Source organism: Niabella ginsenosidivorans (assembly GCF_001654455.1).
Taxonomy (GTDB): domain Bacteria; phylum Bacteroidota; class Bacteroidia; order Chitinophagales; family Chitinophagaceae; genus Niabella; species Niabella ginsenosidivorans.
In genome coordinates, this window is sequence record NZ_CP015772.1 from 4,944,920 (window position 1) to 4,963,585 (window position 18,666).

Consider the following 18,666-nt stretch of genomic DNA (forward strand, 5'->3'; position numbering starts at 1 on the left):
CAAAGTATGTAACGGATAAAGCCATTTGTAAATGTTTACATGTTATACTAATTGGCAACTAACTTCGCTTGGTGCTTAATTAATTGAAATGACGACAAATCAAGATGTTTTAGCGTATTTAAAGTATTACGGGGATTTAGTCGAAGATGGGTATTTAGATGCAAAGAAATCAGCTGATGCCCTTTATGGCTTCGACAAATCTTTAAGATATTTTCTTTATCAAGAAAATTCAGATATTCAAGATATAGAATTTGAAATTCCTATAAAAATTCAAAAAGGTAGTTGGGAAGCATTAATTCCGGAAAATATTGAGCAATGGATTAAAACTATTGCACTTATTAGTGCCGGAGCTTATAGTAAGAAAGCATTAGAGAAGATGGCTGAACGAGATTTTGAAAAGATAGGCTTTAAGGATATATTTAAAAAAGCTTTTCAAGCTTTTTTATGGGTAATAAAAATAGCTAAACACTTAAAGACAATGCGGAAGCGAGACTTTAAAGATGTTGAGTTTACACAAGACAATAAAATTGTTATAATAAAAAATGATGAGAATCAAAGTCTTTCTGTTCCGATTGAATATCTAGAAAAATATGCAGGTTGTCCCGAAAATATATTTGCCCAAATAACAAAAATTATTGAACCCCAAAGAGAATTAGAAATAGGACTCAATGATACTGACGTCAAAGATGACGAAAGAAAAGTCCGCGTAGCCATTAGTGAAAAGCAAATATTTTACAGTAAGGATGAAGATGACGAAATTTTATTCCCAGAATTACAAGACGGGCAATATATTGAACTTGGAGGACACATTACAAGAGGAAATGAAAACTCAAATACTATTGGATTCTTTTATAAAGGACATGTTCTTACATGTTCTCCAGAAAAAGGTAATATCAACGAGCACAAATCAAAATTATTTTCAAATTGTTTAATCAAAGGGCGCATTGATCGGATTTCAAAAGAAGGGGAATTGATAGAAAAGAGACCAAGAATAATATTTAGCGAACTTATACTTCTTGACAAACCATTTCTTGATTTATTTTCAAACGAAGAAACGTAATAGCTAGCAATTTTAAAACAAACGACGCAAACGTTAATACTATTACCTCTTAACCAACCTGAAAAACTCCTCAAGCGTTAAATCTCTTGCAGTACACATTTTGTATAAGGTATAAAGGCTGATTTTATACGATGCATTTTTAAAATCAATAATTTGCCGTATTGTCTTCTCATCTACATCATGTTCATAAGCAAAAGAACGCATAGAACTTTTTCATTGGGTTATCCATTCTTTGTTGATGTAGTTGCAAATATCGGCACTGAGGCCATGCATTAAATTATCACTCCTCAAACTCAAATTAAAAATCCAGCAGTTTTTTAGAATGGACTTCCAGTCCTTTTCCTGTGGCCACTAATACTGGATAAAATTGTGTTGTACTTCTCCATTGGAAAATATGTGAAGAAAATCAGTCAGAAAAAAAATCCTTTATTTCTGCATCTAAAGCGATAGCCAGTTTAACAAGGGTAAGAAATTCAATATTTTTTTGCCCGTTCTCTATCCTGCTAATTTCCGTTCTGTTAATTCCGGAAGCAATTTCCATATCGAGCTGTGTTAACTTTTTCTGTTCTCGGAGTCTTCGAAGGCGTTCACCAAATAGACTTATTTCCTGATTATATCGCTTTTCAAGTTTATTCACATTTCCAAGGTCTGCCAATGTTAAAAAAAATAAAGTGAGTTATAGCTCACATTTTGATTTATATTACTATATTTGTGCTGAAATAATATTTTTGCGATTACTTCATAAAATTATTTGAAGCATTCGCTTTCAGTCTCGACTTGAAAACTGGTAATTTTTAAACACACGAGACGATAAGCAGAATGGCTCACGACCTAGGCGTGGGCTCTCTTATCCGTGTGTGGGTGTACCAGTACCTCAAGTCGGTAAGTTGAGCACCACGCCTTTTTGTGCGGGTGCCCGGCCTAAAACTTTTTTGTTATGAATAACGCCGTTACTACACCAGTGCAAAACACCAACCCCCATTTTAATGAGGCCCAATGGCTGCAGGCCCTGTTCCTGCTGGCAGAGGCACAAAGCTGGCTGCAGCAATTGCAGGAGGCGCTTATCTGGCAGCTGCCGGTAAAGCACCGTAAAAAGCTGCTGCGCCAAAGCTGGTACCTGAGTGCCAAGGCGCTGGCGCATATTTTAGAGCGGCATTATTATAAAATACCCGGCCATCCGTACACGGCCAAGTTTACTATAGCTATACCGCAAATTGTAGCTTGTATAAAAGAAGCAGGGGCGCAACAGGCCATGCCCCTGCCCGAACCCAAAGGGGCTGGGGTGCCCCGCAGCCGCCACCTGCAACGGGTATGGGATGCGGGTATGGCTGTGGGGTATGACCCGGCAGGGAATACCGTAACCGTCATTACGGTTATAGCCAGCACCAGCGGTGAAATCATCACCGCCTTCCCCGGCGCCATGCCGCCGTAAGATCTATGAGGTCTTTACCCGGCATGAAACAGACCTCATAGGTCTTGCCACGCATTCCGCGGAAGGAGCCGAAGCCCGCCCGACTGAACACCGTTCGGACGGGGGTCTCCCCTGATTTGTAAGAGATGTTTCGACTGCTCCCGCTACCGCGGGATCCGCTCAACATGACGATTAAAAGATAATGCGTAAGCAACTGTTCAAAGCTCATTTGCCAAGCACACCGCTCAATAGATATTCCCCCGACAATCGCCCCCGCAACCGATTGTCGGTGCCCTTTTTTATTCGCTTATTTTTTTATTGCTTTCAGGTGCTCATGAGCTCCCTTCGGTCGGTTGCTCCACTTTTTTGGGCAAGCAAAAAACGTGGAAAATGATAATTATAAACCCTGTGATTGAACCTTTTATCTTTTTCTTAAGGCACCTATGAGTGCCAAGCATTTGGACAGGAAAAAAGAGATGCCTCGGCTACGTTACACTCCGCTCGGCATGACGTAAAAATGATGCATTATAAAATAAAAAACATATGAAAAACAAAACCCTTAAGGACCCGTTTAAAACCACCCGCTGGCAGGGCGAGGCTGTTACAGACCCGCGGCAGGTATTTGCAGAACTGTTCCTATTTGCAGGGCTGTGCAGCTACCGCCATTTTATAAAAAAGCTGCTGCAACATGCCGGCGCTGCAAAACCCTATAAAGGAAAACCACGGGAGGATGTATGGCTGTATGCGCGCATGATCCGCTCCACCCTTATTGCCGCTTATGCGCTATCCGCCGTAAAACGCAACCCCATAACAGCGGAAGAAGGCAACCTGCTGAACAAAAAATTCTATTGCAGCGGCTATAAGAGCGCCAGTGTATGGACAGATCTTCCGCGGTTTCTTTCCAAAAAAGAATACCGCAACCCCTACCGGGCCTTTGCTGCTTTTTTTAAATACCAGTCCTTAAAACAATGGCTGAGAAGCTGGCACAGGATAGTAAAGGCGGCCCTTGCTGCAAAGCCCCTGCGCCGGGCACCGGATGTGCTGGCGCTGTATTGTTACCTGGCAAAACTCATAGAAGCCGCGCATTTAATTGATGTAAGGGAAACCATGCATGTAGATGGCGCCATTAAAGGGCTTAACAGGGAGTAAACAAGAGGCGGTACTCCTCTTAGCATTGATTAAAAAAAACTCCTGTTGTTTTACTCCAAAATAAAAACTTATGAACATCATAAAAACAATGGATCCCTTTCATACAGAAAGCTGGTGCCAGCAATGTACTACCGACCCCTACCGGGTGTTTGCGCTTTGTTTTGAACATGCCGGCAGTATTGACCAGCTGCGCAAACTATTGCTGTACCTGCCGCTTTTTATTGACCAGCCAAAGCCCGCCGGCAAAATACCGCCTTACACCATTTGCCAGGCCTTTATGGCCATTAGCTCCGTTATTGATGCGGCCTATGCCATTTATACAGGAGGCAGCCGGCTTCAGGTAAAAAAGCCCGGGGGGTATCAATCCGTTTTTCAAACAGCCGCACCGCCCGGCCAGCGCAACTTTGCTGCTTATCTTATTACGCAAGGAGAGTATGCCCGGCTTTACAAAGTGCTGCGGAAATTTTTTAACTACCAGCCCCGGGAGCGTTGGAAGGCGGCCCTGCATGCACTACTGTACCACAGCTTAACCGGCAATGCCATTGGCATTGAACTAAATGTGTTTGCCGTATGGTTTTATCTTTCCAAACTGCTGGAAATGGCATGGCTGGTGGCAGCATGCTGAGGTGGATTGCAAGGCCAGTGCCTGAATTACTTATTGCGCAGCTGGTGAATCCTGAAAACGTTTGCAGGTGAGAACACCTGCAATGGCAAAAAAATCAATTGTAGACAAGCAGGTTGTAGACATTTAAAAAATCTACAATATCTTTGTCTACAACCGGCATTTGCACCAGGCGCTTTATAAAAGCATCCAACTAAAATCCGTCCGAACGGCATTCAGCCGGGCGGGCATAAAAAACAGGATGATGAAACAATTTATGAAAGAAACCGGCTTTACCATCCGCGAACTGGCGGGCCTTTTTGGCGTTTCGCACAGCGTGGTAGGGCATCACCTCAAAGGCAACCGCTCTTTACCCACAGCCGCACTGATACAATTTACCCAACTGCAGGGCGACTGGCAGGCGTTTTGTAAAAGCGACTGCAAAGAAGCAATTCCCGTTACACATGCGCGCTCAAAAATACGGCAGCAGGCAGCCCGCTTCTGGAAGCAGGAGGTAGCCACCGCAAGCTTTGAGGTAGCCCGGCTGAGCCGGCTGCTGGAGCAGCAACAACAACGCTACCGGAAACTGGAAGCCAAGCTCCGGTTTATTATTTTGCAAAGAAAGATTTATACGGATAAGGGGCGTACCCTGTTTTTAAAAATACGGGAAGACGCCGTTTTACAATCCATGAACAATTGCTGCCCGGAAAAGCAGGCAATACTGCAATACCGGCTGGAGCTGGCCAAACAGCGCGAACAGCTGGCTATTGCAATGACAAATTCATTGCAATAGGAGCAATTACGGAATTGCCCCTTATGAAGCCTTTCTCACTTCTATAATGGGGGCGCCTAATTCAGCCTCCAGTTTAGCAATCGTTTTCAGCGTAAGATTATGATTCCCGCTTAACCATTTATTAATTTCTGAGGGTTTTTTATTCATACGTTCGGCAAGCGCTTTTTGCGTGTAGCCCTTTTGCCGCATCAGCTCATTGATACGCACAACAATATTGGTATATTGCCGAACAAAAATGCGCACTTCTTCCGGGGTTTCATCCAGAATTCTCTTTGCAACCTTACTTCTCATCTTTATGAATTTATAAAATAATTTCACTGCTATTATCTGACGACTTCAATTTCCTGTTTTTTGCATCCACAATTATTTCCCTGGTTCTAAGGGCTTCCTCTATCCGCTGAGCAAACCGGCAGGCTTCTCTCCATTTAATATTCAAGCCACTGCTTGCCTGGTTGGTTTGGGCAGATTTTACACCTCCATTAAATAAAACAACCAGGTCTTCCCTGTTTTTAATACGCAACGCGTATAACCGTAACGGAAAATTGGGATATAGAAAAACAAGCGCTCCAATTTGAACCCGGCCTTTATTGGGCAACCCTGTTACTTCATTTTCAAAACGGTTAAACAAGGCATCAATAGCACCATGCTCATCTCCAATACTGTCCAAAATAAAACTCAGCAATTGCTGAGCTGCCCGCTTATATTCGGGTAACTGATCGTATTTATTAAAGAACAGATCTGTTTCATTTTCCGATGCATGAATCCTGCGTACACTGTAAAAACTGCATTTACGCCCTTCATCATCCCATATTTCCAAAGCAAAGGTATTCACTTATAAGTTAATTAGCAAGTTCATTATTCTTCCCAGCAAAATTTTAATGAAACACCTGGTTCTGAATGCATTAGTGTTTTATAAATATAGACTGCGGTGTTTTCATTAGTATTTAATCCCTTTCTATAAAATTACACAAATACAAGCTTAAAATGCGGTATTTCTATAAAAATATTTGATGGTAAAGCCCATGGGTATCTTTATTCCCAAACAGCATCAGCCCAGACTTTATTTACACTCATTAATGATAGAACGGAACCGGAACAGCCGGAACAAATACCCTAAGGATCATTTCAAAAACTGGCAAAAGGCAAATGATAAACCCTATTAATACCATTCCCCTTACAAGAAAGAACATAAAATTGCCGGCAGCAACTTCTTTTGCTCCGTTTCTTTTTCCGGTAACCATAACAAACAGCATATTTGCAATGAAGTACCAAAGCAACAACCATACAATGCTTAAGCCGGTAAACAATGAACCTGTTTTAAAACATTCAAACAGGGCCGTGGCAGAATTTATTTTGTAAATATTATCCACGGCTTCAGCAAATACAGCAACTTCTTTTGCAATGATGAACGCACCGGATAAGAACAGCGTTGCAAACCAAACTCCAAAGGCCGGTTCTGTTTTTCCATCTTCGGAGTCTCTGTTTTTTGCCTTGCGCAGCAGCAATTGTATGCTCATTAAAATAATAGCCAGGGCTATTATTATTGCTATACTTAAGGTGATTGCTTTTGCCGTTTCCATATTATTCTGATTTAAGTGATATGCTCCAATAATTTAAGTTGGTTATTTTGTTGGGTATTATTCCCGGTTTTATAGCTGCTGCCGTTGTTTCCCATAATACATACCGCTGTGCATTATAAGTATATGCAATACCGCTATAGGGCAGGTTTATACCGATTAATGAATGGTTATAGTAGTTGCTGTTCAACATGGCAACGTCATAACTATAATGCGAAAGCATGGTGTAGAGTAATAAAGTGCGGGTATCGCAATCGCCGCTTAACGTAGCCATAAATTCCACGGGTGTATTAATGCCAAACCGTTCATACCCATCGCACCGGGCATCATTGCCGGATAAATAGCTTTTGATAAAATTGTCGGCATACAAGGAACCATCGCAGGCATCCGGCAATACAACGGTATAGGGGATATCCTGCACAAAAGAAACAATGAGCTCTGCAAATTTATCTGCAGGTAAATGCTTTACGGTTCTAATGCTGTCAAATAATTGATAAACACCCGGCAAATTATTTTTATCGTTTTCTTTTAAACGATACACCATCTCCTTATAGCTATCTTCTGTATTACCCCGGCTGTTTAAATTGTTCTTAAAGGAAGAAGCATTCATAAGCGCAGATTTCTTTACCCAGAATTTCCCCGCATATTCGTTGCCGTCATAATCCTTCCAGCTCCGGTAATGTGTAATAAGCGAATCCTTAACCGATGTTTGATTAACGGTATCTGTTACCGGGTAGTAGTGGCGTTTCCTTTCTTTGGGTTTATCCTGAACGATGGATTTTGGAACAGAAGGGTGTTCGGAACGCTGGCTTGTATTAATAATTGAAACAATAATTCCCGCCAGGAGCACTGCACCGATGCCCCTGAAGATCCATGTCCAAAACAGCTCAGGGACCAGCCGGAAAATGACTGACAACAACAAAAAAGGCAGCATGATTGCAATTTTGGGCAGCAGTAACACCAGGAATACCAGCCCGATAATTCCACTTAAAACGCCAACCGAGGAAGACAGGCAACCCTCGCCCACCGGTGTTGTTAAGGGCCTTTTGTATTGCCACTCCCCCCAGTATTTTGTCTTGTAGTTGGAATAATAATATTCTGTTCTTTGGTATCCGTTTTTAAACTCAATATTCCCTGTTGGTATAACCGTTTTTACAGGCCCTGTTGCGCTTTTTACAGGCTGAGCGGTTCCTGTTTCCACATCTTGCAAATATTCCTTTTCCTCGTAATCCTCTGTGCAAAAATCAAGTAAGTAGCCTGTTATTCGTGCTTCAATAGTACCAAAAACTTCATTACCCTCCGTTTGATGCAACGCTGCTATAAAATGAACATTGGCTATTTGTGGTTCGTGGATATTCAGTTCATATTCTTTCCCATCCTTTTCTACAATAACGGGGAGCAATTTTGGCAATCGTTCTCTTGGAAACTGAACATCAGGCGTAAAAGTAAATGGAGTCCGGCTAATGGCGGCATTGGATACTTCCGCTTCATAAATATGGAAATCATAAAACTGAGCCTGCTTATATTCCAATTCTTTCCTGCCATCCATTTCGCCCCAATACTTCCCGTACAATGTACCCAACAGATAGGTTCTCCTGGGTACTTCCCTTGTTTTGTTGACCAGCCTGTATTTCCGGCCCTTTTTATCAAGAAATATCTGTTCTTCCATTATTCATTATTTTCCTGATAAAAAGTCCGTAACAGTTCCGTTTCAGCAGTCAGCTTCCTTGTTGCCGTTTTATATTTGGTACGAAACGGATGATCTGCCCAGTATTCATATTTTTCAAACGCGCTTTCCTGCACCTGTAAGTCATTTTCCAACTGTGCATACAGCAGCTGATATTTCTCCGGATTTATGTTCTCCAGTCTATTGAGATGTGGCATTAAGTTTTCCCAACAGGTCCTGTTATAATGCCTGTTCCTTTCAACCAGCCGGATGGTGTATTCTTTTTTAAATTGCTCATATTCTTCAAGTATGATCCTATACTCAATCAGTGATTTTTGAAAATAAAAATCCGCAGTGCGGATGGAATTGATATTAACAGAAAGAATCTGTTTAGATAAATTATCAAAGTCTGTAATATTCCCCCCTAATTGTTCCCTCAAATGCCGCAGCCCTTTTTCCGTATCCCTGCTTTCAAAATCATCCCTGAAACTTTTTACTGAAATTTTCCTTATGCCATATTTAAAATAAACAGGAAGCAACAGAATGCTGCAAACAAAAACGGTTAGCATCCAGGACAGCGGTTGATTGTTGAGAATGGATTTTAGTATTTCGGCAAACCGGTCACCTTCCTCGTAATTATGAGAGAAGATCCACACATTAACGGGCTGTGCTACCACTACCGCAAGAAAGGTTATTAAACCCAACCTGAATAAAAATGAAAAGCTCAGCAACAGTCTTTTCTCTTTTTTCTTTTCTTCAATAATGATCTTCTTTTTTTTGCCATTCTGAATGATCGTTTTCTTTTGTGCTACGGGCAATAACGCCGGAGAAATGGTGTATAATAACAGTAAGTAAAGAAGGGTAACCAAAAATGCCCAAACAACGGCTACAGGAATACTGATCCACCGGGCATTGTCAAAAATATGCGATACAAAAAGCCCTGCACTCAGCCAGCAACCAACAAATATCAATAGCACAAATGCTCCTATCAACGCAAACCGGATTTGAATACCGGTACTACATTTCCGTATTATAAAATCGTCTTCGCCTGAAAAAGAACAGAAAAGCAGTCTTAAATTATGAATTGCCTGATTCATCAGGAGGTATGTTTTTTATATAGTCATCAAGGTTTTCATCAATTCGTTTCTTTTCCCTGTTTTTATATTGCTCCACTGCATAATTTGTAAGCTCCTTTTGTATATCCGTTAGTTTTATTTTTTCATAAACCATTTTATCTGCTTCATGATTCATTACCAAATGCCGTTCCTGCCCTGCTTTATCTTTATAATAATCATACCGAACTTCAATACCGTTTTCTGCTTTTATCAGCTCATCCCGGTTTTCGGCCAGGTAATCATACGGCGTTTTTATAAGCATCAGCTTAAAGAAAACCGGTGTTAATTCTATTGCCATAAACAGCAGGGTAATAAAAAGGGAAATAACCCAGCCCGCTATTTCATGGGCTTTCTGTATCCTGATCAGCAAGCCGTCTAATGTAGCGGCCTTTTGCTCGGCACTTGCTATGTCACTTTTCTTTTCGTCATCAAATTTTTTCATATCCGCTAATGCAGCAAGATATTCCGGAGTATTCTTCAGCTCTTTCAATTGGTTTTCTATAATGCCCGCCTGGCGTTCCAATTCTTCAGCCCTGGGTCCAAATGCTGCTCCGTTACCATTTTTACCTGTTATTTCTTTGGAAATTTCTGAACGCAGATCGGTAATAGCGGCTTCTTTCGCGTCAATATCATTCTGAATTTTTCCCAGCTTGGCTTTTGTATCAGCCACTTTTTTATCATAATTTATTTTTGCCTGTTCAATCCCCGCTTGTTTTTCTTTTTCCTGTTGTTTTTGCACCGCCAGATCAATTTCCGTTTTAAACATTCTTATTTCAACCGGTTTGGAAATGGTCAATGCGATGATGGCACCCATCAGGATACGTGGGATGGCCCCTTTTAGTTCTCCCCAGGTTATGGCTTCTGTACCATCGCCTTTACCCGTGCTTGTTACTATAAACCGGTCAATATTAAAAATGATGAGCCCCCATATGATACCGAATAAAACAGATAGTATCACCGTTTGGGGATCTGTAGGGATATAGGTTGTATTTTGAACAACCGTTTTTGTTTTATCAAGAACATCCGCCGTTTTTGGAGAAAAGATCGTATAAAATGCATAGCCGCCTGCAAGGCCGGCCATTGCCCCGGTTGCAAATACAATGCCGCCCAGGCACATATACTTTACCTGGTCGCTATAGGTTGCCCGTTCCAGCAAATACCGGTCGCCACCCGCGGCCTTCCATAAAAACCGCATGACACTGCTTGAGGCCGGAGTTACATAATAGTCTCTTACTTTCATATAAAATCAGTTTGGCTAAATAAGGAATGATTGAGTTGTATGTTCGGGTACCTGAGTTTTACCCGGGAATGTTTCAACTGGATGTTTGGAGTAGTAACCGCTAATTTTGAATAGTTGGATAGTTGCGCTTTAATAACTTTGCCCGTGTCATTCAGTTTTCTTAATTCTATTTTAAACAATTTGCTTTTTACGGTTTTCTCAGCAATTACAGAAATGAGAAACTTTTTTTTCTTAAAAAATCCATGTACCACCAATTCAACCGGTATTACAGGCACATTTTTCAGGTTCAGAATAAGAATTTCCTGTTCTGTTGTTCTCTTAATATTTTTAAAGTTGTACCAAAGCGCGTTTCTGAACCGGTAACGAATTACCAGGTAGCTTTTGTCAAACAGGTACCTTTCTGCATAAGAAAGTTGTAAAAGCGTAATGGCTTTTCGCCGCCTGAAAAGGACCCTGAAAAACCGCCCGATAATGATAAATACGAATTTTATCTTTTTTCCTGCAGGCTTAATATAGTCGGAGAAATAAAAAATCGTCATTACTTGTTTTGATACTTGCGATTATTAAAGAAGATCCTGTTCCGATACAAACCGATGCAACAAAATACAGGGATACATTTAATTACACAGGCTCCGGTCTACATACACTTTATTACCGCCGGATGTAAGATAATAGCAGCCGCCTCTTTTTCCCCGGTAATATACCCTGCCGGCGGTGGATTTGCGGGTAGTTGTTTTCTTTTTAATTGCAGTACTGCTTTTGCTAAAATCAGAGCTGTACGCGTTATTAATCCCTACATTTTTGTTATTTACAGATGGTTTTTGTTCACTGACATACTCCCAGGTATAATTGCTATACAGCTTTACGGTGGCCCCATCTGTAGTCTTTACGATATGCTTCACTTTTTTCTGAGCGCAGGAAGCATGAGTAAACAAAGACAGCATTAAGAACTGGATCACCCGGCTCATAGTGTAGCATTTAGTTGTTCCTTTTCACTGTTTTTCTGATAATTACTAACCGTAGCCAGCAATTCCTTCCGGTACTGGTAAATATCATCCAGCGATGCCAGCAGCTTCCGCTCGCCATTATCTTTCCCCTTGTGAAATAATTCCAGGTACTTTTTTGAAAAATTAAAATGCAGTCTGGCCAGCGGTTTGCGGTTATTATCGTCCAGCAAAATGCCAAAATAAGACTGGGTGTCCCTGAAGGAGATACGTGCGGCCGGAACCACTTCCCGCAGAATAGCTTTTATGATCTGCGAACCTTCTATTTCCTCTTCCGTAGTGATCAGTTTTGGTGAATCCGGGTTCTCGTCAATGGGTGCAACTTCCCTTTGCTCCTGTTTTGAAGGATTTTTCTCATTGATGTTTAAGGCATTCTTCAGCCGGAAGTTGATGGACTCATTAATAGAATTGGAGATGGCCCTTCGGGCATATTCTTTAAAGCTGGCAAGCCGGGATGCTGTTAACGGCTTTTCAAAAAATCGGTTCACCAGCAACTTTACCAGCTCATCCGACGGATCTTTGAGCTCTTTTTCAAACTCGTTCCGGATGGCCTTTATATACTTTAAGTCCTCCGCTGAATCCAGGATGCCTTCCAGGTTGTAGCCGTTCCTGGTAAATTTTTCCAGGATCTTGATACCGGAGTCTTTAAGGTTGGAAAGTTCCAGGGTAAAAAAGGGTTTATCATCCATAATGTTCGGGCGCTCCAGGTCTGCATAAAAATTATATACCAACCCGTTTGTCAGTACTCCAAAACGCGATTTGGAAACATGATAATACCGGTGCAGCTGGGAATTGTGCGCATCTGCATTTTCTTTCCAGTGCTTACATTCAATGATCAGGATGGGCTTGTCCTCTTTTTTGATCACATAATCGATCTTCTCTCCTTTTTTTGTCCCGATGTCGCAAATGTATTCGGGGATCACTTCGGTCGGGTTAAAAATATCATACCCCAGGATCTGGATAAAAGGCATTACAAAGGCATTCTTTGTAGCTTCTTCTGTATGGATCTGGTCTTTCAGCGCAGCTACCCTCTGGTGCAGCTGCTCCAGCTTTAGTTTTAAATCATTTTCCATTTTACGGCAGTTATTTTATGAACAGCAGTTTTTTTGATAACAAAAACATTTAATAATCTACAGCTAAGGTAACCGGCGATCCTTCACATCCATTACGGGAAACCGTAAACAGTAAAATTTTTTATCTTAAAAAAACGGTGCTTTTCAAGCAGGCTAATAGATTATATACATTTGGTTGCACAAGCTTATAACCCCCTGGTACTACTTTCCGAAGGGCTTTTTGCGATGCCGCCAGTTCCAAGGTGCCACCGGCTTTTCGTCTGCCCAAAGCCCCTTTTTCTGAAGCCGGGCGGCCGTTTCCAGTGCCGCATATTCCCTGCTGTGAGAATATCTTTTAAAATGCCAGGCGAGGCCATTCTTTACCAGCTCTTTGTTGAGGTTCCGCCCGTCCTCCAGGATCACTTCTGCGATCAGCCGCTTATTCCGGTCGTATTGATGCTGTTGAATGAGGGTCACTTCTTTACCAAAGCATAAGCCGGCAGCAAACTGTTTGGCCCGGTTTCCAAAGGGCTGTTTCTTTTCCGGGCAGTCAATATGCGCCAGGCGCACCACCTGTTGTTTCCCCCCGATCAGCAATACAAAGGTGTCGCCATCCTTTATGCCAATTACCTTGTAGGCTTTTTTGTTTTCAGCACCGCTCAGCCCGCTGTTATACGTTTTACCCGATAAGCCATTACAGGCAATCAAAAGCAGCAAAAGAATGGTTGCACTCCAGCGGATCATTTATTAGAAGAGTTATTGCTTTTGCACAAACTTATCATTGCAGGGAGTATCCTCATTACGGAAAACCGGAATGAATGGATGCAGCATGGGTATAACCTTTTTCGATTCGTGAGGACGCGAACCGGGGCAATCAGCCGTAAATACCAACAACAATTTAATTGCCCGGAGCATCTTTAAAATTACTTACACACCCCGCAACTGCCCCCGTCTTTTGAACAATGCTTGCAATACCTGCAATTTTTACAGGCCCTGCATGATTTGCTGCCGGTACAGGTTGCCATTTCATTTTTGTATCCCGCTTCAGCAACATACAGGCGCTCATTACTTGCGGCGCTGCAGGAGGCCAGGAATAAAAAGATAAAAACGCAACGCTTAGAGCGATTAAAAGACTTCATCTTCTGTTTATTTCTGCAAATGTATCCGCACGGAGAACCGGAGCATTACGGAAAACCGTATTATTCCAGACCAAAGAAAGGTAAACCCCACACTGCTAATTTGACTTTACAGGCAGCGGCTGCTTTTTTAAAGGGAGGATATGTTTTTCATAAATATACCCGGTCAGAGGCTTTAGTGTGCGTTCTGTATAAACAGGATGTACACCCCTTTCTGTATAAAACTCAATTTTTCTGCCAAACTTTATGTAAAATACCTTGTTAATATCTGCTTCCGTAATCGTATCCGGCCGGGTTATCTTTTTAAAATAAACCAGCTTTTCAGAATCCAGCGCAATTACTAAAGCGCCATGCACTTTTTGGCTGCAGGATATTTGCTGGTAATGATCACCGGCCCAGTACATACAGGAACCTTTCATTGAGCTCGCCATAGGACCAGGTACACTCTTATTTGTTCCAACCCAATAAATAATGATTCCTGCCAATACTACTATAATTGCCGAAAGAGCAACAGGCCCTTTTTTAATATGAAAACCGGTCTTTGAAAAATTAGTTCCAGACCTGGTAACCGCTATCTGCAGTCCTTCATTCGGATTCGTCAACGCTTTGTCCGGTTGGTCGGATCCATTGGAGGTCTCCCCGTTTTTTTCTTTGTTACAGTTATATTTCTCCGTTCCGTCAATCGTTGTTTCTGAGTTTTCAGGATGATCGTAATGTCTTCCCAACTCAAAAGGCCTTGGTTCAAAACCGATCAACCAGGCAAGGAGCTCAATATTTTTTTCGTCTGTTGATGCGGTTTCTTTTCTCAGAAATTTTATCAGTGCTTTGAACTTATCTGCTTCATATCTCTTTATCGCCTTCAGTATTACTGCCTGGTCATTCCCTTCTCCAAAAAAAGCTTCCAAGACTCTTCCATCTTTCCTGGAAAATCTTTTTGTACAAGCCCTCAAACATGCTTTTTTGATTTTTGCCGGCGTTGGCTGCATAAGATCTAACGGCAGGTCATTTTCACGCTGCTTTTTCTCATAAAGCTGCAAAACAAGTTCCTGGTATTGCTCAAACATGTTACAAAGTTTGTGCAATAAAGCTACGGAATTTACGGAATCCCGTAAACATTACCGGAATTCAAATGGAAAGACCGGAATTATCGGAACCGATTAATAATCAACCTATTACATCGATCTATTTTTGTTGTGCACTCAGTTGAATGGCTCCTTTGCTAAGAGCGCTCCTGTACAGCACTGATTGCTCCGGGATGTTGAAAGCGGTTGTCTTTAAATGGTTTTGGGAAGCGTTTACCGGCTTCCGCAATCAATATCCTCCCCACTTCCCAAACGCGTAAGAAGCGCTTCTTACTGCACTGACATCCCTGCGCCGGAACCGGCAGCAGTATTCCTAAAATTTAAAATCATAAAAAATGACAGAGTTCATACTTGCATTTTTGTTGTCGTTAATGTCACATCATCCATGTCCGACAACAATACATAACGGCACACAGATAACCATCATGGATGATATAGGCGGAGAAACAGGGCATATACCTCCTTCACCACCACCGCCCCCACCGCCCGCTGACCAATAACAAGGTCCGTTTAATAAGGCAAGAGCGCATCTTGCCTTATTTTTTTTAATCCTGATAAAATGGATCATTAAAAAACAGGCAATTTTTTTTATTTTTAAGCTAAATACCTGTCTTGATAAAATTGCACATTTACCAGCTGCTAATTGCCATTGCCTGTTTTTTTGGATGTACCCGGCAGCGTAACACAACCCCGGTTGTTACATCTACCGATTATAAAAAAGGGGAATCCCTTTTAAATATAAAGAACGATTCCGCCTTTTATTATTTTAACAGAGCGGCATCTGCTTCCACGGATAGTTTGCAGATTGCAATGGCATATACTTATATGGCCATTATTCAATCGGATGCGGGGGATTATTTTGGCAGCCAGGAAAGCCTGCTGCAGTCCCTAAAGCTCCTGGATGAACGAAAAGAAAAAGATCAGCAATGCCTTTTATCTGATTATAATGAACTGGGAAGCACCAGCCTGCGCCTGAAGAATTATGACGCAGCGATTGATTATTATAACCAGGCATTAAAGTTCACCAAAGACAGTAATTACAAAAGAGTTACCTTAAATAATAAAGCAGTTGCCTGTCAGGAAAAAAAGGAATATGCCCAGGCGCTTGCAATCTACAGTTCCATTATAAGTGAAAGCAGAACAGATAATAAGGAGTTTGCCCGCATTCTATCCAATATGGCCAAGGTAAAATGGCTGCAGCACCCCGGATATAATGCTGCCCCTGAATTTTTAACTGCCCTGCAGATCCGGAAAAATGAAAATGACAACTGGGGCTTAAACGCCAGTTATGCACATCTGTCGGATTATTATCAACATGCTCATCCGGATTCTGCATTGATCTATGCAAATAAAATGTATGCCATTGCCCGGCAGCTAAACAGCCCTGACGATGAATTGTATGCCTTACAAAAATTAACGCTGCTGAGCCCGCCGGAAGCTATAAAAACATACTTTACACGTTACCAGCAGTTGAGCGACAGCTTGCAAACTGCAAGGAATAATGCCAAAAACCAGTTTGCGCTCATCCGCTATGAAGTGGCAAAAAACAAAGCCGATAAACTGGCCCTGCAAAAAGACAATACAGAAAAAAAGATCCAGATCCTGGTTCAATGGGGATTGCTTTCCGGCACCATCATCCTTGCCATTGTTATTTTCTTTTGGTACAAAAGGCGTAAACAACGCATGATCCGCGAACAGCAATTAAACACCTCCCGGAAAATACATGACGAGGTGGCCAATGGTATTTACCGGATCATGTCGGAAGTGGAGCATGCTGCATTTGTAGAAAAAGAGCCCCTGCTGGACAAGCTGGATATCGTTTACGAACGATCACGGAATATATCCTATGAACACCCTGAAACCGTTCACCCTGATTTTCAGCAATCGATTACCGAATTGCTGGAATCATTCGCCAGTGAAACCACCCGTATCCTGATCGTGGGTAATACCAAAGAAATATGGGAGGGCCTATTACCAAAAGCTAAAACTGCATTAAAACACGTTTTGCAGGAACTGATGATCAATATGAAAAGACATAGTGCAGCCGGGAACGTGGTGGTAAAATTTGAACGGTCAGAAAGTTTGTTAAAGATCCTATATTCCGATGACGGAATTGGCCTTCCTCCTGGTTTTCATTACGGAAACGGGCTGACCAGTACGGAAAACCGTATGAAAATGATCGGGGGCAGGATTATTTTTGACAGGACAACAACAAAAGGATTAAAGATCCAACTGTATATACCAATGTTTCAATCAAAATGATTAAAAAAGTACTGATAGCCGAAGATCACGAAAGCGCCAACATTTCTGTACAGAAAACGCTGGAAGAACTGAAAATTGCACATACGGATTATGTATATTATTGCGATGATGCACTGATTAAAATAGAAAAGGCCAAACAGGCCGGGGATTCCTATGACCTTCTTATTACTGACCTCTATTTTGAAAAAGACCACCGGGAACAACAGCTTTCCGGCGGCACTGCGCTTATTGAAGCTGCACGGAAAGCACAACCGGAACTGAAAGTGCTGGTATTCTCCGCTGAAAACAAACCCGCCATCATTGACGGGCTCTTTCATAAGCTGGAAATTGACGGGTACGTTCGCAAAGCCAGGGGCGATGCAAAAGAGCTGATGACGGCGATCAATGCCATCGCTGGCAACCAGCGTTATTTTCCCAGGCAAATTATCCAACACACCAAACAAAAGAATGCGCACGAATTTTCGGATTTTGATATAACCATCCTGTCCTTAATGATCGAAGGAAAGCGGCAACAGGAGATATCGGATCACCTGAAGAGAAATAACATTCAGCCTTCCGGCTTAAGCAGCATTGAGAAGCGGCTCAATTATATAAAAGAAACACTTAATTTTTCTACCAATGAACAATTGATCGCGCACTGTATTAAAATGGGGATCGTCTGATGGAACTGAATGGCAAAAAGACGCCGTATCTGCTGTTATTCAAAAGAAATTCCGAATAAAAATTTCTCTGATAATAGCAAATGCCTCTCTTAAGCAGGAAACTAAAAAAACCGGCCGTTTTTCTGTCGCCTGGTGCTGTTCATTATTTTTTCCTGTTTTAAAATAGTAAATTGCTAAGGTTGTTCCTGAGAGTCCCGTTATTGCAGTGACTGAGAAAACTTTTAATAGCAACCCGTAAATATTGAATGGTGAAATATTTTGTTTTGCTGGTTATACTACTTGCAGGGATCAGTTATTTCTCTTTTAGATTTATAAAAGGTAGTATTACCCGGCAGGCCACCGTACCCCATCAGGATTCACTGCCTGTAAATACGGAGTCGCCACCCCATGATTCACTGTCCGTAACAGGAGACAGCTCAGAAAAAACAATAACGCCCTGGAGCCAAAAAATTGCGCTTAATGATATCGTAACCTTTGCTGAAAGCTTAAAAGGCACTCCTTATCTTTATGCCTCAAGCGACCCTGCCAGGGGTTTTGATTGCTCCGGATTTATTACTTATGTATTTAATCACTTTGGGTTGCAGGTTCCGCGCTCTTCCGTTGAATTTACAAACCGGGGTATCGCTGTTCCGCTGTCCAAAGCAAAACGCGGAGATCTGATACTATTTAAAGGTACCGACTCCCTGGCTACTGAAGTGGGACATATGGGAATTGTAACTGAAAACACGGACAGTTTACGGTTCATTCATTCAAGCTCTGGTAAGGCTGATGGCGTTACCGTTACGGCACTAAATGCATATTATTTAAACCGGTTTGTGAAAGTAATAGCCATTGACAAAGGGCTATGAATTTAAAA

The 18,666-nt window shown here is 41.8% G+C and carries 21 protein-coding genes; 8 read left to right on the forward strand and 13 right to left on the reverse strand.

The window, feature by feature from the left end:
* Positions 1-88 precede the first annotated feature (88 nt).
* Positions 89-1,060, forward strand: coding sequence for a hypothetical protein (locus tag A8C56_RS20810; protein WP_067760350.1), 972 nt, complete (start codon positions 89-91; stop codon positions 1,058-1,060).
* 406 nt (positions 1,061-1,466) lie between these two features.
* Here A8C56_RS20810 and A8C56_RS20820 read toward each other — a convergent pair whose 3' ends face one another.
* Entirely contained in the window at positions 1,467-1,715 is a 249-nt protein-coding gene (locus tag A8C56_RS20820; protein WP_067760352.1) for a helix-turn-helix domain-containing protein, read from the reverse strand.
* A 282-nt stretch (positions 1,716-1,997) separates the two neighbouring features.
* On the opposite strand from A8C56_RS20820, the gene A8C56_RS20825 reads away from it, so the two are divergent.
* The 4 genes from A8C56_RS20825 to A8C56_RS20840 all read left to right on the forward strand — a co-directional run bounded on the left by A8C56_RS20825 (position 1,998) and on the right by A8C56_RS20840 (position 5,014).
* A complete protein-coding gene (locus A8C56_RS20825) occupies positions 1,998-2,492 on the forward strand; it encodes a hypothetical protein (protein ID WP_067760354.1) in 495 nt (164 codons plus the stop codon).
* A 522-nt stretch (positions 2,493-3,014) separates the two neighbouring features.
* Complete coding sequence (locus tag A8C56_RS20830) at positions 3,015-3,620, forward strand: hypothetical protein (protein ID WP_067760356.1); 606 nt, start codon at positions 3,015-3,017, stop codon at positions 3,618-3,620.
* 70 nt (positions 3,621-3,690) lie between these two features.
* Positions 3,691-4,245: a hypothetical protein gene (locus A8C56_RS20835; protein WP_067760358.1), complete on the forward strand. Its 555-nt coding sequence runs from the start codon at positions 3,691-3,693 to the stop codon at positions 4,243-4,245.
* Between the two features lie 238 nt (positions 4,246-4,483).
* Positions 4,484-5,014, forward strand: a complete 531-nt coding sequence (locus A8C56_RS20840) for a hypothetical protein (RefSeq protein ID WP_157098047.1) — start codon at positions 4,484-4,486, stop codon at positions 5,012-5,014.
* Positions 5,015-5,035: 21 nt separating this feature from the next.
* Here the strand turns inward: A8C56_RS20840 and A8C56_RS20845 are convergent, their stop codons facing one another.
* The 12 genes from A8C56_RS20845 to A8C56_RS20895 all read right to left on the reverse strand — a co-directional run bounded on the left by A8C56_RS20845 (position 5,036) and on the right by A8C56_RS20895 (position 14,868).
* Positions 5,036-5,305 (reverse strand): helix-turn-helix domain-containing protein, encoded by a 270-nt coding sequence (locus tag A8C56_RS20845; RefSeq protein WP_067762373.1) that lies wholly within the window; start codon positions 5,303-5,305, stop codon positions 5,036-5,038.
* 10 nt (positions 5,306-5,315) lie between these two features.
* Complete coding sequence (locus A8C56_RS20850; protein ID WP_157098048.1) at positions 5,316-5,831, reverse strand: hypothetical protein; 516 nt, start codon at positions 5,829-5,831, stop codon at positions 5,316-5,318.
* A gap of 256 nt (positions 5,832-6,087) precedes the next feature.
* Positions 6,088-6,594 (reverse strand): hypothetical protein, encoded by a 507-nt coding sequence (locus A8C56_RS20855; protein WP_067760365.1) that lies wholly within the window; start codon positions 6,592-6,594, stop codon positions 6,088-6,090.
* 1 nt (position 6,595) lies between these two features.
* On the reverse strand, positions 6,596-8,260 hold the full coding sequence (locus tag A8C56_RS20860; RefSeq protein WP_067760366.1) for a hypothetical protein: 1,665 nt from the start codon (positions 8,258-8,260) through the stop codon (positions 6,596-6,598).
* Entirely contained in the window at positions 8,260-9,354 is a 1,095-nt protein-coding gene (locus A8C56_RS20865; RefSeq protein ID WP_067760368.1) for a DUF4407 domain-containing protein, read from the reverse strand. Before A8C56_RS20865 ends, A8C56_RS20860 begins: the two co-directional genes overlap by 1 nt.
* Positions 9,335-10,612: a DUF4407 domain-containing protein gene (locus A8C56_RS20870; protein ID WP_218917214.1), complete on the reverse strand. Its 1,278-nt coding sequence runs from the start codon at positions 10,610-10,612 to the stop codon at positions 9,335-9,337. Before A8C56_RS20870 ends, A8C56_RS20865 begins: the two co-directional genes overlap by 20 nt.
* Positions 10,609-11,151 carry a hypothetical protein gene (locus A8C56_RS20875; RefSeq protein WP_067760370.1) on the reverse strand — a complete coding sequence of 181 codons (543 nt, stop codon included), beginning with the start codon at positions 11,149-11,151 and terminating at the stop codon, positions 10,609-10,611. Before A8C56_RS20875 ends, A8C56_RS20870 begins: the two co-directional genes overlap by 4 nt.
* Positions 11,152-11,229: 78 nt before the next feature.
* Positions 11,230-11,580 carry a DUF3157 family protein gene (locus tag A8C56_RS20880; RefSeq protein ID WP_067760372.1) on the reverse strand — a complete coding sequence of 117 codons (351 nt, stop codon included), beginning with the start codon at positions 11,578-11,580 and terminating at the stop codon, positions 11,230-11,232.
* A complete protein-coding gene (locus A8C56_RS20885; protein ID WP_067760374.1) occupies positions 11,577-12,689 on the reverse strand; it encodes a type I restriction endonuclease in 1,113 nt (370 codons plus the stop codon). The genes A8C56_RS20880 and A8C56_RS20885 overlap by 4 nt, the downstream gene beginning before the upstream one ends.
* Positions 12,690-12,890: 201 nt before the next feature.
* Entirely contained in the window at positions 12,891-13,412 is a 522-nt protein-coding gene (locus A8C56_RS20890) for a thermonuclease family protein (protein WP_067760376.1), read from the reverse strand.
* Between the two features lie 154 nt (positions 13,413-13,566).
* A complete protein-coding gene (locus A8C56_RS25370) occupies positions 13,567-13,698 on the reverse strand; it encodes a hypothetical protein (protein WP_262492441.1) in 132 nt (43 codons plus the stop codon).
* Positions 13,699-13,902: 204 nt separating this feature from the next.
* The gene (locus A8C56_RS20895) at positions 13,903-14,868 is read right to left on the reverse strand and encodes a hypothetical protein (RefSeq protein ID WP_067760378.1); all 966 of its coding nucleotides are present in this window, start codon (positions 14,866-14,868) and stop codon (positions 13,903-13,905) included.
* A 630-nt stretch (positions 14,869-15,498) separates the two neighbouring features.
* On the opposite strand from A8C56_RS20895, the gene A8C56_RS20900 reads away from it, so the two are divergent.
* The 3 genes from A8C56_RS20900 to A8C56_RS20910 all read left to right on the forward strand — a co-directional run bounded on the left by A8C56_RS20900 (position 15,499) and on the right by A8C56_RS20910 (position 18,658).
* The gene (locus tag A8C56_RS20900; RefSeq protein ID WP_084490320.1) at positions 15,499-17,148 is read left to right on the forward strand and encodes a tetratricopeptide repeat-containing sensor histidine kinase; all 1,650 of its coding nucleotides are present in this window, start codon (positions 15,499-15,501) and stop codon (positions 17,146-17,148) included.
* Positions 17,145-17,810: a response regulator gene (locus A8C56_RS20905; RefSeq protein ID WP_067760380.1), complete on the forward strand. Its 666-nt coding sequence runs from the start codon at positions 17,145-17,147 to the stop codon at positions 17,808-17,810. Before A8C56_RS20900 ends, A8C56_RS20905 begins: the two co-directional genes overlap by 4 nt.
* A gap of 245 nt (positions 17,811-18,055) precedes the next feature.
* Positions 18,056-18,658, forward strand: a complete 603-nt coding sequence (locus A8C56_RS20910) for a C40 family peptidase (protein WP_067760382.1) — start codon at positions 18,056-18,058, stop codon at positions 18,656-18,658.
* Positions 18,659-18,666 lie beyond the last annotated feature (8 nt).

What these genes read in the sequence shown, in the direction of transcription:
- A8C56_RS20885 (WP_067760374.1), bottom strand. Translation starts at nt 12,689, where the DNA reads ATGGAAAATGATTTAAAACTAAAGCTGGAGCAGCTGCACCAGAGGGTA.
- A8C56_RS20825 (WP_067760354.1), top strand. Translation starts at nt 1,998, where the DNA reads ATGAATAACGCCGTTACTACACCAGTGCAAAACACCAACCCCCATTTT.
- A8C56_RS25370 (WP_262492441.1), bottom strand. Translation starts at nt 13,698, where the DNA reads ATGAAATGGCAACCTGTACCGGCAGCAAATCATGCAGGGCCTGTAAAA.
- A8C56_RS20870 (WP_218917214.1), bottom strand. Translation starts at nt 10,612, where the DNA reads ATGAAAGTAAGAGACTATTATGTAACTCCGGCCTCAAGCAGTGTCATG.
- A8C56_RS20840 (WP_157098047.1), top strand. Translation starts at nt 4,484, where the DNA reads ATGATGAAACAATTTATGAAAGAAACCGGCTTTACCATCCGCGAACTG.
- A8C56_RS20845 (WP_067762373.1), bottom strand. Translation starts at nt 5,305, where the DNA reads ATGAGAAGTAAGGTTGCAAAGAGAATTCTGGATGAAACCCCGGAAGAA.
- A8C56_RS20810 (WP_067760350.1), top strand. Translation starts at nt 89, where the DNA reads ATGACGACAAATCAAGATGTTTTAGCGTATTTAAAGTATTACGGGGAT.
- A8C56_RS20910 (WP_067760382.1), top strand. Translation starts at nt 18,056, where the DNA reads ATGGTGAAATATTTTGTTTTGCTGGTTATACTACTTGCAGGGATCAGT.
- A8C56_RS20905 (WP_067760380.1), top strand. Translation starts at nt 17,145, where the DNA reads ATGATTAAAAAAGTACTGATAGCCGAAGATCACGAAAGCGCCAACATT.
- A8C56_RS20860 (WP_067760366.1), bottom strand. Translation starts at nt 8,260, where the DNA reads ATGGAAGAACAGATATTTCTTGATAAAAAGGGCCGGAAATACAGGCTG.
- A8C56_RS20855 (WP_067760365.1), bottom strand. Translation starts at nt 6,594, where the DNA reads ATGGAAACGGCAAAAGCAATCACCTTAAGTATAGCAATAATAATAGCC.
- A8C56_RS20835 (WP_067760358.1), top strand. Translation starts at nt 3,691, where the DNA reads ATGAACATCATAAAAACAATGGATCCCTTTCATACAGAAAGCTGGTGC.
- A8C56_RS20865 (WP_067760368.1), bottom strand. Translation starts at nt 9,354, where the DNA reads ATGAATCAGGCAATTCATAATTTAAGACTGCTTTTCTGTTCTTTTTCA.
- A8C56_RS20880 (WP_067760372.1), bottom strand. Translation starts at nt 11,580, where the DNA reads ATGAGCCGGGTGATCCAGTTCTTAATGCTGTCTTTGTTTACTCATGCT.
- A8C56_RS20895 (WP_067760378.1), bottom strand. Translation starts at nt 14,868, where the DNA reads ATGTTTGAGCAATACCAGGAACTTGTTTTGCAGCTTTATGAGAAAAAG.
- A8C56_RS20890 (WP_067760376.1), bottom strand. Translation starts at nt 13,412, where the DNA reads ATGATCCGCTGGAGTGCAACCATTCTTTTGCTGCTTTTGATTGCCTGT.
- A8C56_RS20875 (WP_067760370.1), bottom strand. Translation starts at nt 11,151, where the DNA reads ATGACGATTTTTTATTTCTCCGACTATATTAAGCCTGCAGGAAAAAAG.
- A8C56_RS20830 (WP_067760356.1), top strand. Translation starts at nt 3,015, where the DNA reads ATGAAAAACAAAACCCTTAAGGACCCGTTTAAAACCACCCGCTGGCAG.